The sequence below is a fragment of the Turicimonas sp. TL08 genome (genome assembly GCF_054660695.1).
In genome coordinates this window covers 1-14977 of sequence record NZ_BAAGDP010000024.1, presented here as the reverse complement: position 1 = coordinate 14977, position 14977 = coordinate 1, and the positions used below count along the sequence as shown (strand labels likewise).

Below are 14977 nucleotides of genomic sequence, written 5' to 3'. Positions count from 1 at the left end.
ATGTGGCCCGGGTTTTCTTTTGCGAAGCAGTTGATTACTTCATTGGTTTCCTATTAATACGCATAATCTGGTGCGGTCTGATAAGGAATAATGGTGTGAAGTATCCGCTCCAGATGTGAGCCAGTCTGGTAAACGGGACAACCAAAAATACCAACAAACCGATGAAGATATGCCATTTCTGAGGTTCGGGAACCTGCAGCATGTAGGTCCAAGCATTCGGGTCGAAAGTAAGTAAACCATGGACCCAAGAGCGGAACAATACGATGGTTGCACCGGAGTGGTCATACAGATAGGACTCAATAACGGAAGCGCATCCGAAAAGCAATACGGCAATCAGGAGAATCAAAACCAGGTAGTCGCTTGGTCTTGATGCTGTTCTGACTCTATCATTGAAACAACGGCGGAAGAACAGAATAAAGATGCCAAGGACTGCTACAACGGCAAAGGTGCCTCCTACAAAGACTTCAACCAGTTGGTGAACGGCAGGAGTCATTCCCATCATGTCGAGGATTGCGCTCGGAGTAAAGAGGCCGAAGACGTGACCGAAGAACACGATGATGACACCGATATGGAACAAATTTGCGCCCCACATCAAGTCTTTTTTATCGATGAGTTCGCTGCTCTGGCTCTTCCAGGAAAACGGGCTAATCAGATACCTGGCAAAGCTGCCGAGAAGCAGGATTGCCAAGATCGCATAGGGCATCACTTGGAAGATCACGAAATTTAAGGTTAGATAGAGATCATTCATCATTAGCCTCCCACCTTATCGGTACTGCGTTCATACTCTTCGAAAAGAGGGATGACCTTTCGGTTCATTGGACCGCCGAAGATAACCGACGCTCTGCGGCGCATGTCAGCACCGCCTCCCAAGTTAATTCCTTGAGAACCCTGAGACAGCATACTTGCCATATGGTTGCGGTTGGCTGACGGTACGACAAAGCGGTCTTTATAGTCGGCAATAGCAAAGAGATTATGCATATCGCAAACATCCTGCAATGTCAGTCCCAAAGAATCCAGAAGCTTAACGTCCGGACTATCCTTGAGCTCTTCAGGGAATACCTCACAAGTCAGGAACTGAGATATTCCGGCACCGTTGCTGTAAGAACGAAGGATCTTTCTTTCAGCCAACAGGCGTCCTAGAGCATCCAGAACCGGTTTTGTGTTGCCTGCGGTAAACAGATTTGCCAAGTACTGGACAGGAATACGCAGACTTTCTACATCCGGAAGATCCCCCTTCAAAGAAAGCTTGCCCGCATCGACTGCCTGAGCAATCGGAGAAAGCGGCGGAACATACCAAACCATAGGCAGAGTTCTGAATTCCGGGTGCAACGGAAGCGCTACGCCCCACTTGCAGATCATCTTGTAGATTGGAGATTTCTTCGCGGCCTCGATCCAGTCGTGAGAAATTCCTGCTTCAAGTGCTTGAGCTTCAACATTCGGATCGTTCGGATCCAAGAAAATGGATTTCTGGGCTGCGTAAAGATCTTCTTCGTTTGGTGTGGAAGCGAGCTCCTTAATGCGGTCCGCATCGTAAAGCATTACGCCCATGTAACGAATACGCCCGACGCAGGTTTCAGCGCAAACGGTCGGCTGACCGCTTTCTACACGCGGATAACAGAAAATGCATTTCTCGGCTTTCCCTGTAGACCAGTTGTAATAAACCTTCTTGTACGGGCAGCCGGAGACGCACATTCTCCAACCGCGGCACTTGTTCTGGTCGACCAAGACGATGCCGTCTTCTTCACGCTTGTAGATCGAACCGGACGGGCAGCTGGCTACGCAGGCCGGGTTCAAGCAGTGTTCGCACAGACGCGGCAGATAGTACAAGAAAGTGTTCTTGTACTGTGCGTAAATTTCGCGCTCTACGTTAGCTAAGTTGACATCCGGTGTAGTCATCAGATCCGTACCGCCGAGGTTATCGTCCCATGCGGCACTGTTGACAATCTTCTTCATCTTCTTTCCGGTCAGATAAGAGATTGGCTGTGCCGTCACAGAAGTCTTCATACGAGGAGCTTTCTGCAGGTTCTGATAATCGAAGGTATACGGCTCGTAGTACTCATCAATTCCCGGAAGCTTGCCGTTCGCAAAAATTCCGGCGAGTACGCCGAGTTTGCTGCCGCGGCGAAGGCGAAGAGTACCGTTTTTAAGTTCCCAGCCGCCCAGCCACTTCTTTTGGTTTTCCCATTGTTTCGGATAACCGACGCCCGGCTTTGTTTCAACATTGTTGAACCAAATATATTCGGTACCGGGGCGGTTAGTCCACACATTCTTACAGGTAACGGAACAAGTATGACAACCGATGCATTTATCGAGGTTTAATACCATCCCTATTTGTGCACGGATTTTCATAAATTACCTCCTTTGCTCGGAGCTTCTTCTTCCATCCAGTCGATCTTATTCATCTTTCTCATCCACACGAAGTCGTCTCTGTTTGGAGCGATAGTTCCGTAATAATTGAAGGCATAAGAGAGGTGAGCGTAACCGCCGATCATGTGAGTCGGATTGACGATAACTCTTGTCGGAGAGTTATGGTCGCCGCCTCTCATGTGGTTAATCTCAGATCCCGGTGTATTAACTGTCTTTTCAGTAGCGTGCTGCATGATGCATAGGCCTTCCGGCATTCTTGAAGAGACAATGGCTCTTGCAACAACTGAACCGTTGCAGTTCCAGCACTCGATCCAATCGTTATCAACGATGCCGGCGTTGGCCGCATCGAGGTTGCTCATCCAAACTACAGGACCTCCTCTGGACAGCGCAAGCATTCTTTCGTTGTCGTAATAAGTGGAGTGAATACCCCATTTCTGGTGGGCGGTCATAAAGTTCAGCATGATGACTTTATTGCCGTTTGCCGCAATATCCTTATAACCCTCCAACGATCTCTGGAATGCAGGCGGACGATATTGAGCAAATTCCTGACCGAAAGCTCTCATCCAGCTATGGTCTTGATAGAACTGCTGTCGTCCCGTCAGAGTACGCCACGGAAGTTTGACAAACACGTTCTGCCAGAATGCTACATACGGAGTTTCCGGAGTAATCGTGCCGGACCAGTCCGGAGCGGTAAATGTCTTAGCCGGACGGTGAGCCAAATCGTCGAAGGTAATCTTGTCTTCGATATGACCTTCGGACATCCAGCGGCATTTAACACCGCATTGGTTTTCAACGAATGTCCAGCTGCGGTACGACAAAGCACCGTTGGTTTCCGGAGAAACTCTCATGATGAAGTTAGCGGCATTGATGTCGGTAAGCATCTTCGGACGTCCTTTAGCAACGCCTTCGGTAACCGTACCGTTCAACTGCCTTAACTCTTCAATTTCCGGATCCAGGTTCCATTTGATGCCGCGGTTGCCGCCGCCCTTTGTGCTGAGCAGAGGTCCAATAGACGTGTACTTATCGTAAATGGTGCGGTAGTCTCTCGGAACTGCGTGAATCAACGGAGCTGTCTTGCCCGGAATCAAATCGCATTCGCCCTTGTACCAGGCCTTAACATCCAGAGCTTGGCCCAATTCATGAGGAGAATCGTGACCGAGCGGCGTCATAACCATATCAACGACGTTACCGAATTTATCCGGATACATCGCAGCGATTTCAGAAAGTTTTTTGGCGATGTCCTTGTAAGTATCCCAGTCGCAACGGCCTTCCCAAGAACATTGAACGGCTTTAACGAACGGATGGATGAAGCTGTGCATATCCGTTGTGTTGATATCGTTCTTTTCGTAGAAGGTTGCTGTCGGAAGGATGATGTCGGAGTAAATGGACGTTGTACTCATACGGAAGTCCATATTGACCAACAGATCCAATTTACCCGTGACAGGCGGACGCCATTTAACCATTTGCGGAAGCAGCGAGCCGTCCTTTTCTGTTAATTCTCCGCCGAGAATACCGCTCTGAGTTCCCATTAAATGTCTCAGGAAGTATTCCTGACCTTTGCCGGAAGAACCGAGCAGGTTCGAACGCCAAACGAATAAGTTTCTCGGCCAGTTTTCTTCAGCATCCAAATCCTGGCAGCTGAACTGAATCTTCTTGGCCTTGAGCTGATCGATCAAATACTGAGTCGGATCCTCGTTGGCTTTCTGAGCGAGCGGGGCAATCTTTGTCGGGTTGACGTTGAGCTGAGGAGCAGAAGGCAGCCAGCCCATCATTTCAGACTTAACGTTATAGTCGACATAAGTGCCGTTATAAACTTTGGTATCTGCCAAAGGAGACAGCATATCGGACAGAGGAATTCTTTCGTAACGCCACTGGTCGGTATGTTCATAGAAGTAGCTAGTCGCATTCATATGGCGGCTGGCGGGCTCCCAGTCTTTGGCAAAGGAGTATTCGGACCATCCGGCTTCCGGACGAATCTTTTCCTGACCCACATAGTGGCACCAGCCTCCGCCGACGACACCGCAAGTACCGCACATCAACAGAAGGTAAATAATCGTACGGTAAGTGTTATCGGTCTGGAACCACTGGTTAACGCCTGCGCCCATCAGAACGCAAGCCCGGCCTTTGGTCTTAGAAGCTGCTTTTGCAAACTCACGAGCTACAGTGATTGCATATTCGGGTTCAACGCCGGTAATGACAGACTGCCATGCCGGTGTAAACGGCACGTTATCTTCGTAGCTATGAGCAACTTCACCGCCCAAGCCTCTGTCGACGCCAAGGTAGCTGCCGAACAAATCGAACACTGTAGCGACTAAGTATTCTTTTCCGTCAACTTTAATTGTCTTAGCAGGAACTTTTCTAACGATTACATCGGACGTCTGTTCGTTCGGAGTGAACATCGGACGTTCTCTTCCGCCGAAGTACGGGAAGGAAACATCGACCACTTCCGGCGAATCCTTCAAGAATGACAACTGCGGCTTAATTTCTTTGCCGGTCCGTCCATCTACGGAGTTCAAGTTCCATTTACCGAGATCCTGGCCTTCTTTTTGACCCCAACGGTAACCCATTGAGCCCTGCGGAACGGCCACATCTTTTGTCAGTTCGTCATAGACGACGGTCTTCCATTCCGGATTGTTCTCTCCGGCCGGAGCGCCGATATCGCATTCGCGAAGCAGACGTCCCGGAACATAGCCGCCCTTTTCATTCTTGTCGAGCATGACAAGCATTGGGAAGTCGGTATAGTTTCTAACGTATTCGGTGAAGTACGGATCCGGATTTTCGTAGTGGAACTCTTTGAAGATGACGTGAGCCATAGACAAAGCCAAAGCAGCATCGGTTGCCTGCTTCGGATGGATCCACATATCGGCGTCTTTCGTTACTTCCACGTAATCCGGACAGACGTTCACAACCTTGGTACCGTTATAACGGGCTTCAATCAGGAAGTGTGCGTCCGGAGAACGGGTCATGGAAATATTGGTACCCCAAACAATGATATAACTCGAGTAGTACCAAGCTTCAGATTCAGGAACGTCAGTTTGTTCGCCCCATGTCTGAGGAGATGACGGCGGCAAATCGCAGTACCAGTCATAGAAGGAGAGAGGCGTACCGCCGATCAAGCACAGATACCGAGTACCTGCACCGTAGGAGACCATAGAGTAGCCTGGAATCGGTGAGAAACCAGCGATTCTGTCCGGACCGTACTTGTCAATCGTGTAGAGGTTGGCAGTGGCGATAATTTCCAGAGCGGTATTCCAGGAAGTTCTAACCAATCCGCCCATACCGCGGGCTTCGCAATAAGCTTTCTTCTTTTGCGGATCTTCAACAATGCTCTTCCAAGCAGCTAGCGGATCCATTGTCTTCCGAGCTTCTTCCCAATAGTTAAGAAGCTCAGCTCTGATTAACGGATGTTTAATTCTGGAGGCACTGTAGAGATACCAAGAGTAACTTGCTCCTCTAGGACATCCGCGAGGTTCGTGATTCGGAACTCCGGGAGGCGTTGGGGGGTAGTCAGTTTCTTGGGTTTCCCATGTGACAATACCGTCCTTGACGTATACCTTCCAGCTGCAGGAGCCGGTACAGTTAACGCCGTGGGTAGAACGGACGATTTTGTCATGTGCCCATCTGTCTCTGTAAGCCTGTTCCCAACCGCGGTCAGCGTTTACAACTTCACCCCAACCATCTGAATAGGAACCGACCTTCTTTGAGAAGAACAGAGAACTTTTCATCATTCCAGGCATATAGGTTCTCCCTTTTTTATTTATTTGTCCGACGAATTAGCAAAGATCCGGGGCATCTTTACGGTCGTAGTAATAAATATTGATTAATAAGATAGCGATAAAGATTGCTGTTGTTACGGCAAACATTGTTGCTGCATTGGTTTCAGCCAAGAGGACGCCGATAGTGAAAGGACCATAAGCACCGATTGCTGAAGTCCAACCAACGACTGCGCCACCCTGAAGCGGCGGGAACAGAACAGCCATCTGTTCAGTAGTAGAGGCATTGCCGACACCGGTCCAGAAGAATACCCAGAACATGAAGCCTAACCAAATCCAGCATCCCATTACAGAATCCGGTTTGTAGAGCCACAACCCGAGCAAGCCGATGATATTGCAGACAGCCATAATCGTGGTGACACGGCCGCCGCGGATGGAATCAGCAACCTTACCTGCACCGACTCTTGACAAAGCTCCGATGACAGGGCCTAACCAAGCTAATGCAACGACGTTCGGAGCGTTTTCGATATGAGCAAATTCGTGAGTTCCCAACAAAGCCAACTGAGCACCGAGTCCGGCAAATGTTGCGAATGTTCCGTAATAGAACAAAGTCATAAACCAGGTGTGTTTATTACCGAAAATGGCCCACTGCTTCTTGATGTTTGCGGTTACGGGAACTGAACGCAGGCAAAGCCAAGACAGAATAGTAATAATGACGACGAACGGAATCCAAATCCAGGCTGCGTTCTGAAGCCAGTATTGAACCGTCTTGCCGTCAGCCAAGTGAGCAACCTGAGGAGCGCCAAGTGCTGCAAAAGCGCTGAAACCGATTACTAATGGTGTGACAAACTGAACTAAACCGGTACCGAAGTCAGATAGACCGCCTTGGACGCCCAAAGCGAATCCTCTCTCCTTTTTCGGGAAGTAGTAATTAGTACTTGCCATCAAGCCAGAGAATGTACCGCCGCCAATACCGCTGAACAAAGAGAACAGCAGCAAGACCCAATACGGTGTACCGGGATTCATTACTGCATATACCCAGCAGAACAGCGGGATCAGCAACAAAGCCGTTGAAAAAGTTACTAAAATTCTTGTTCCCAAAATTGGGGGTAAGAAGGTCCAAATAATTCTTAAAGTTCCAGCGGAAAGGCCTACCATGGCCACCAACCAATACAATTGGCGATGGTCAAGCTGAAAGCCAATTTCATTTAATCTAGGAGCCAAAGAAGGTACCAAGAACCAGGCACAAAAGCCCAATGTCAAACTGAAGGTACTTAACCAAACTGTTGTCCATGCTAATGTTTTATTCCATTGGGCAGGATTTTCAGGGTTCCAAACCTTAATATCTGCACGCATAATGCGCTCCTTTAATTTATGGATTATCTTCTTGAAGTCTAGGAGTTATCCCCTAGTACCCCTTTGAAAATCATCCATTTTGAGCCTATCTCCTCGATCTTTATCACTGAAATAAGCATTTACAATCATCGATTTGGGTATTCACACCGCCCCCTGGAGTTATTAGCGTACTTATCTTTTGTATGATCTCTGTATGTAGAGATAACCCTTAATTAGGGGGTAAATAATGAATGTTGAACTAAAGGCCATGGCTTGTCTGCTTGTTTACCCGAGACAGCAATTATTTGATGAACTAGATGAGATTTCTTCTTCGATTCAGAATGCGCCTACTCTCAGTCACAAAGTCAAGGAGAATTTATCCAAGATGATTGAACACTTCTCTTCATCATCTTTAGCAAATCTGCAAGGAATTTATGTCTCCACTTTCGATTTAGGCAAGAAAGCCAGTTTGAATTTATTCGAACATCTGCATGGTGATTCCCGCGGCAGAGGTTCTGCAATGCTCAATCTTCTGCGCCTGTATGAGGATCATGGACTAAAGTTTGAGAGCAATGAATTACCGGATTTCCTTCCGGCGATCTTAGAGTTTTTATCCGGACTCAAATTTGCTGACGCTCAGATGTGGCTTACGAGTGCTGCTCCGCTTATTCAATCCATCAACCGTGAGCTTAAGCTAATGAATAGTCCGTGGCTTCCGGTCACCGAAGCTTTATTATCGATTGCCAATGTGAAACCGGAGAAAGCGGAGCTTACTCAAGACGATTTGACTCCGACTTTAGATGCCGAATGGCAGGATCAGCCCGTTACCTTCGGAGGCGGCGCCAATCCGGTTGAACAGCCTGTCCGATTTGTGAAAAAGTAAGTTTTTTAGAAACATCCCAGTAGAAAGCGAGGATTCCAACTTTAGCTGTTGGAGTCCTTTTTTACTTTTACCATTTGATTTCAATTCATCGAATAAAAATCGCCTGCCTTCATCATTCAAACGGAGGCAGGCGAAAGATTTCTTTATGAACCTGAATGGTTCAGATTAGTGAGCGCTTGCTTCTTTTCTTTGATTGTATTCGCAAGCCGCTGCTGTGAACAAAACGTCTGTTGAAGAGTTCAAAGCAGTTTCTGCGGAATCTTGTAAGACGCCGATTACGAAGCCCACGGCAACAACCTGCATAGCAACATTCTGTTCAATACCGAACAACCCACAAGCCAATGGAATAAGAAGAAGAGAACCGCCGGGTACACCGGATGCGCCGCACGCACAAACGGTAGCAACCAAGGAAAGCAAGAGAGCCGTTCCGATATCAACATGAACGTTCAATGTAGTGGCGGCAGCCAAAGTCAAAACGGTAATAGTGACAGCAGCGCCCGCCATGTTAATAGTTGCACCTACCGGGATGGAAATAGCGTAAACGTTCTCGTCGAGGTTCAGTTTACGGCAAAGGTTCATATTGACCGGAATATTGGCGGCAGATGAACGGGTGAAGAACGCTGTAACACCGCTTTCTCTTAAGCACATCCAAACGAGGGGGAAAGGATTCTTGCGTGTATAGAACCATACCAACAAGGGATTGACGACCAAGGCGATAAAGATCATGCAGCCGATAAGGACGACGAGCAGCTTAACGTAGCTAAGCATGCCTTCCAAACCTGTGGATGCTATGACACCGGCGACCAAACCGAAAACACCAATCGGAGCTAAACGGATAACAAGTCTGACAATGTACTCGACGCCGTTGCATAAATCGCTGACAATCTTCTTAGTTTCGTCACTGGAATGGCGAAGGGCGATACCCAAGCTAACTGCCCAAGCCAAAATACCGATATAGTTAGCATTAGCCAAAGCTTTAACAGGATTATCAACGAGATTGAAAATCAAGTTCCTAATAACTTCTGCAATTCCTCCGGGTGCAGTGACTGCATCTTTAACTTCAACTAACGCAATCGAGGTCGGGAACATAAAGCTTGCAATAACAGCGACCAATGCAGCAGAGAAAGTTCCTAAGATATAGAGGAAGAGAACCGATTTAATTTTGCCGCCGCTGCCGGTGTCTTGATTAGCGATAGATGCAGCAACCAGAACGAACACTAAAACCGGCGCAACTGCCTTCAACGCAGAGACGAAGAAACTTCCTAAAACCTCCAAGGAGGCAGCACCGCTGGGCCATAAAACTCCAACAGCGATACCAAGGACCAAAGCCACAATAATCTGCTTTACCAGCGATCCTTGTCGAACCAGTGAAAGTAGAAAAGGTAGGGTACGTTTCATTTATTCAATTCCTATTGTCAAAAGTTGTTACTAAATTTTAGATAGGAAAAAACAGCTAAATCGAAAAACTTAGAACTAATTCCACTAGACAAAATTATTTTTTTGTGTCTTTTCAAGAAATTTTACGTATCTTTTTTAGTAAAAAATCCTCTCAATTAAGACGGAGCAAAAATTGAATAAACGTCTTGGTAGCAAACATTAATATTCAAATTTGACCATCCTCTTGCGTCATAAATTAACGCTTCAAATGCAATAATAGAAAAAGATCAAAGGAGCGCAAAATATGTTTAAAAGACGAAGAAATATCGGTGTTGCTTTGAGCTTTACAGGCGCTTGTGAAGAAAGCGTAGCTGGAGTTGACTATTGGATTACCAAGATTTTAGTGGAGCGGGGCGGCTGGTACACCTTGGAAAAAGACTACCGAATAAGAAAATTTAGTGCACAGTCCAAGGAAGGATACAGTGTTCTGCCAGGAACTAAAATTGGGACGGTCATTAGCGACCTTTTTTCTAGGCTGGTTCAAGAAGTTATTGAATCGGGAAACTTTGAGGACGACGAAGAGCCTAAAACTTCTGAAGACATCGAGAACGATCTTCCTGATCAAGTATCCCGCGCCTACAAAGAACTCAGAAAAAAGCTAGGCCGAGGAGGAGAGAGCATTCCACAGGAACTCTTTGACTTCTATCAATCGATATCGGACAAAGTCAAAACAGCCGGTCTCTTTCCAGAGAAAATGCGAAAGAATGCAACAGTGCTGCAGGAATGTTTGCGTCTTTCAAGCTTTGAAACTGATGTTTTGTTTTTCCTTCTTCTTATTCAAGCCAATCCCCTGCTCAAGGAAGTCATCGATTTCTTTGACTTCACTAATAAAGGCATTCATCTACTTGGAGATATTATGGCGTGGCTTTTCGATGTCTCGTTTACTGAAGTCATGAAAGTCATTTCTCCGGAAGGAAAATTAGTTAACTGCGGCGTCCTGACACTCAAAAGCTATCCTTCTGCGGATGCGGAAGATTTATTCGAAGTTTTCCACAACAATGATCTGAACCAATATATTTGGGGAACGGTTACCAAACAGAAGCTCTTTTCTCAATACCTGATTCAAACGGAACCGAGCATTTTATCTTTAAAAGATTTTAATTATCTTCCGGCTATTTCGAACATAATTCTTCCATTTCTAAAGCAAAATGCCTCAAATCCCAGGAAAGGTGTAAACATTCTCTTATATGGGCCGCCGGGAACAGGAAAAACCGAGTTAAGTCGCTTATTGGCTAAAGAATCGGAACTAAAAGCTTTTGAACCTTCTCTTTCCACATCCGGCTCTGAATCATCCGAGTCCACGAGCCGTTGGGATAATTGGAAAGTCGCTTCTTCCTTGTTGAGCTCCTCCAGCGACTCTCTTCTTGCCGTCGATGAGGCAGCGGATCTCTTCAACGAAGGAATTCAGAAGTCTTACACTTTTCGCACTAACAAGGCCTTCATCAACAAGTGCCTGGAGGAAAACCAAACTCCAACAATATGGATGACAAATTCTATTGCAGGCCTCGATCCTGCGATGATTCGAAGGTTTACTTTTGTTCTAGAGGTAGCAAATCCTCCTTTGAGAGTCCTCAAGGACTTAACACATCGGAAACTAGGAAAATTTCTCGATGAAAAAGAATTAACTCGACTGACGAAGAGCAACTTTCTTTCACCGGGGATTATCTCGCAGGCGGCAGAAATTTTGGAGACATTGTCTATGACTTCATTGAAACTCTCTTCCAAAGTTGCCATGGAGATCATTACAGAAAAACTCAAAGCTCAAGGCCTTCCCAAACTGCCTCCTATCGAAAAGAATCAAACCTACTTGTATGATCCGGATTTAACCAATTCCACGCTCGAACTCAAAAAGATCGCAGAAGGCGTTAAACGTGCCGGGAGCGCAAAAATTTGTATTTATGGACCTCCCGGGACCGGAAAAACTGCCTACGCAAAGTGGTTGGCAAAATACCTTGAAAAACCACTCATCGTTCGAAAAGCTTCTGACTTATTGAACTGCTATCTTGGGGAAACGGAAAAGATTATTGCCCAAGCCTTTGAAGACGCACAGAGAGATGATGCCGTTCTTTTGCTTGACGAGATCGATTCTTTCTTGAGAGACAGAACCTTAAGCAGTCACTCCTGGGAAGTCACACAAGTCAATGAGCTGCTGACACAAATTGAGAACTTCGAAGGGGTGTTTATTGCAACCACCAACTTAATAGATCTTCTTGATCCGGCAGCTTTGCGCCGTTTTGACCTGAAAACAAAATTTGACTTCTTAAATCCTGAACAGGCTAAAAAACTATTCAAAAAGTATTCTTCTCAACTTCGGCTTCAAGGTTCGTTAGCAGAAGTTTTGGCTGAAGTTGAAGACTTCGAAAAACTAACCCCCGGTGATTTTGCCGCCGTCTATCGTCAATTCAAATTCAGAACCGAGAAAACGAAAAAAGCTTTCTTAGAAGCCCTTAAAGACGAGGTACGAATCAAAGGAAACGGAGGTGCCGTCCGAAAAATTGGTTTTTCTTAACCAGTCATAACGACTTCATCTTTGACCTCTTCGAACTCAAGTTTTCGAAGAGGTCTTTGACTTTTCGAGCTAATCTCTCCCCAAACCGAAGTAAAAAATCCAAAAACATTCAATAAGATAGGCACTTTTTGATTTTTTTGAATAGTAATTTATTTTTATGACACTTTTTAATACACAATTAGTGTATAATAAAATTCAATTAAGGAGGAGAGGATGGAAAGCGACAAAAGATTTCGTCTGGAAGATCTCGCTGAACTCACCGGGATACCAAGAAGAACGATTCGTTTCTACATTCAAAAAGGGTATGTAGCACCCCCATTGGGTCAAAAACGCGGGTCCTACTACACCAATGAACATCTGGAAGAGCTGCTCAAGATCAAGAGGCTATCTCATAAGAATGTTCGGTTAAAAGAAATCACTTCTTATGACGAAGATTCAATTGCACTTCCGGAACCCGAAGTCGGAACAATTTCTTGGTGCTCCCACATTTTTCTTGGTTCAGGAATGACCTTGGTTCTCGATAACCGAAAGGCAGAAATTAAGGCAGAGGCTCTTCCGGAGCTGACAGAAAAAATTATTGAACTTGTTCAAGAATACAAACAGAATAAAGGAGAGAACAATGAGTAATCATGTGAAAGCCAACATTCCTTTGAAATCCATTCAATGGAAAGGTGAAGTGGACGGTCCTCTTTTCCGATATCAGTCTGTTCAAAACTATGAGAACACCACGGACGATACCATTGAAATCAGCTACAGCTTTCCGCTCCCGTATGGCAAGAGTGTGATTACTTCTTTCTCGGCCGAAATAAACGGTGTTGTTCGTCATGCTTGCGCACTTCCAAAGAAGAAGGCAGAAGAGACTTATGAAAACGCCATGGAATCCGGTGATTCTCCGGTAATGCTCAAGATCGAAGAGCAGGACTTTTGCACTGCTTCACTCGGCAATCTGAAGCCGGGTGAAAAAGCCAAAATAACTGTCGAGTATATGCAGCTATTAGAGTTTCACGGCAAAAAAGTCCGCATCACTATCCCGATGGTATTGGATGAGCGCTATGCCGCCAGCGAAGAATCCTATCCGTCACCTCTCGCTGGAGTTGAAGCGAATATTTTTGCGGACTACGTCTGCTCCGGAGAGCTTCTCGTTAAGAAGCCGTTCGATGAGGGCACTGTCTACTCTCCTTCTCACGCCATCAGATGCTCCTACTGCAAAGAAGGTCTAAAGGTTGGTGCCGTCGGCAAAGCCGACCGCGATTTCGTCGTTGACCTTGAAGTTGAGAGCTCAGGTGTCTTGTGTCTCGCACAAGACGGCAAAGAGTGGGCTGCCTTGGCATCTTTTATTCCGCAGATTGCTCCTAAAAAAGCACCCCTAGATCTCTGTGTCTTACTTGATTGCTCCGGATCAATGGATGGAAGCCGAATTAAGTGGGCAAAAGAAACACTTTCAAAAATTGTGGGAGGGTTGGATCCACAAGATCAAGTTACCCTGTATCGTTTTGGATCTGATCTGAGACTGGAAAAAATTGCAAAAAATGTCACCATTCCGGAGTGCAACTCCAGAATTAAGGAATGGCTTACAAGACCATGGGGAGAAGTCATCAAGCACATTCAAGCCGATTTAGGAGGAACTGAGCTTGCAGGTGCCTTGAATGGATGCACAGACCTGTGCCGAGGGGAAAGTGAGAATAGCGCCATTCTCTTAATTACCGACGGAGAAGTTTGGGATACGAAGAGCGTGAAAAAAGCTGCCAAAAAGACAGGCAGAAGAATCTTCACCTTAGGAATCGGGATGGCTCCTTACGGCAGTCTTTTGACTGAAATTTCTGAGTCCACAGGCGGAGTGTACGAATCAGTTTACAGCTACTCTGACATCGAGGATGCTGCAAACAGTGTAATTGTCCGCCTTCAGGCTCCACTGTTGAAGTCAGTTAGCGTTCACTGGCCTCAAGATGCAATTTGGACCTCTAGGGCCCCGAGGACGGCTTACTCGGCTGACTCTTGTTCATCAGCAGCTTTCCTGAGAGAGCCGATTGATGAATTAAAAATGTCTTTTTTAGAAGATGGACAAAAGCAAGAAATCTCCATAAAACGGTTAGACCAAGAATTTGGAAAAGCCCTTGTCCAACTTGTTGCTAATATGCGCATGGTTGCCAGTAAAGATGCCGAAGAACAAGAATATTTAGGTATTCGCTACAACTTGGCTGGACCCCGCACCAACTTCCTCCTCGTAGTAGAACGTGCAGAAGAGGATAAAGTAACTGACTTTGCAAAATTGAGTGTGGTGCCTCAAATGCAGGTTGCCGACAGAATGTGCAGCGTGCCCCTTGGAGACCTGGACGGACCCGGAGACATCTCCTATTGCATGAGCGAACCTATCAGAAAGTACTCCAGAGCATCTCACCTAGGCCACTGGCACGCAAGCAGGGCCATGCGCCGTTTAGATGAGCCTTTGGAAATAATGAGTGATGAGGCTTTTGAGGAAGAGGATTCCGATCGAGTTGACTGCTCATTCTTCTACGGTGACACGGAAGAGATAGTAAAACAATTAATGGACGCTAAACATCTATTTGAGTTGTGGGAAATTGCTCAGGAAAGTGATGAGCTAAAGAAAAAGGATTGCAGAAAGCTAGTTCAAAAACTGGAAGAACTGGCTGACTCAAGTGCCATCGACTTGTATCAGCTAGACAACCAGCTATCTTTCCTAAGAGACCTGTATCGCTTTATGAAAATTCCAGG

At 46.2% G+C, this 14977-nt stretch carries 9 protein-coding genes; 4 read left to right on the top strand and 5 right to left on the bottom strand.

From position 1 onward, the window contains the following. Positions 1-34: 34 nt before the first annotated feature. From narI to ACYQ4O_RS10705, 4 genes are read right to left on the bottom strand one after another with little or no spacing between them, the layout of a single operon-like run. Positions 35-751, bottom strand: coding sequence for a respiratory nitrate reductase subunit gamma (gene narI / locus ACYQ4O_RS10720; RefSeq protein ID WP_236578406.1), 717 nt, complete (start codon positions 749-751; stop codon positions 35-37). After that, complete coding sequence (narH, locus tag ACYQ4O_RS10715; RefSeq protein WP_308513187.1) at positions 751-2349, bottom strand: nitrate reductase subunit beta; 1599 nt, start codon at positions 2347-2349, stop codon at positions 751-753. The genes narI and narH overlap by 1 nt, the downstream gene beginning before the upstream one ends. Then, positions 2346-6104: a nitrate reductase subunit alpha gene (locus ACYQ4O_RS10710; RefSeq protein ID WP_460175573.1), complete on the bottom strand. Its 3759-nt coding sequence runs from the start codon at positions 6102-6104 to the stop codon at positions 2346-2348. Before ACYQ4O_RS10710 ends, narH begins: the two co-directional genes overlap by 4 nt. Before the next feature lie 36 nt (positions 6105-6140). After that, entirely contained in the window at positions 6141-7436 is a 1296-nt protein-coding gene (locus tag ACYQ4O_RS10705) for an MFS transporter (protein ID WP_460175572.1), read from the bottom strand. Between the two features lie 226 nt (positions 7437-7662). Between ACYQ4O_RS10705 and narJ the strand changes: the two genes are divergently transcribed. Continuing rightward, a complete protein-coding gene (gene narJ, locus ACYQ4O_RS10700) occupies positions 7663-8298 on the top strand; it encodes a nitrate reductase molybdenum cofactor assembly chaperone (protein ID WP_460175571.1) in 636 nt (211 codons plus the stop codon). Between the two features lie 165 nt (positions 8299-8463). On the opposite strand, the gene sstT is transcribed toward narJ, so the two are convergent. Continuing rightward, positions 8464-9696 carry a serine/threonine transporter SstT gene (gene sstT / locus ACYQ4O_RS10695; RefSeq protein ID WP_308513183.1) on the bottom strand — a complete coding sequence of 411 codons (1233 nt, stop codon included), beginning with the start codon at positions 9694-9696 and terminating at the stop codon, positions 8464-8466. A gap of 283 nt (positions 9697-9979) precedes the next feature. Here sstT and ACYQ4O_RS10690 point away from each other — a divergent pair, with 283 nt between their 5' ends. From ACYQ4O_RS10690 to ACYQ4O_RS10680, 3 genes are all read left to right on the top strand, one after another. Beyond that, the gene (locus ACYQ4O_RS10690; protein ID WP_460175570.1) at positions 9980-12244 is read left to right on the top strand and encodes an AAA family ATPase; all 2265 of its coding nucleotides are present in this window, start codon (positions 9980-9982) and stop codon (positions 12242-12244) included. A gap of 213 nt (positions 12245-12457) precedes the next feature. After that, positions 12458-12871, top strand: coding sequence for a helix-turn-helix domain-containing protein (locus tag ACYQ4O_RS10685; RefSeq protein ID WP_460175569.1), 414 nt, complete (start codon positions 12458-12460; stop codon positions 12869-12871). Next, positions 12864-14977: VIT and vWA domain-containing protein (locus tag ACYQ4O_RS10680; protein WP_460175568.1), on the top strand; the 2114-nt coding region annotated here is incomplete at its 3' end. The genes ACYQ4O_RS10685 and ACYQ4O_RS10680, both read left to right, overlap by 8 nt.

Coding starts and splice junctions, on each gene's coding strand:
- narJ (WP_460175571.1), top strand. CDS start 7,663: ATGAATGTTGAACTAAAGGCCATGGCTTGTCTGCTTGTTTACCCGAGA.
- ACYQ4O_RS10705 (WP_460175572.1), bottom strand. CDS start 7,436: ATGCGTGCAGATATTAAGGTTTGGAACCCTGAAAATCCTGCCCAATGG.
- sstT (WP_308513183.1), bottom strand. CDS start 9,696: ATGAAACGTACCCTACCTTTTCTACTTTCACTGGTTCGACAAGGATCG.
- narI (WP_236578406.1), bottom strand. CDS start 751: ATGATGAATGATCTCTATCTAACCTTAAATTTCGTGATCTTCCAAGTG.
- narH (WP_308513187.1), bottom strand. CDS start 2,349: ATGAAAATCCGTGCACAAATAGGGATGGTATTAAACCTCGATAAATGC.
- ACYQ4O_RS10710 (WP_460175573.1), bottom strand. CDS start 6,104: ATGCCTGGAATGATGAAAAGTTCTCTGTTCTTCTCAAAGAAGGTCGGT.
- ACYQ4O_RS10690 (WP_460175570.1), top strand. CDS start 9,980: ATGTTTAAAAGACGAAGAAATATCGGTGTTGCTTTGAGCTTTACAGGC.
- ACYQ4O_RS10685 (WP_460175569.1), top strand. CDS start 12,458: ATGGAAAGCGACAAAAGATTTCGTCTGGAAGATCTCGCTGAACTCACC.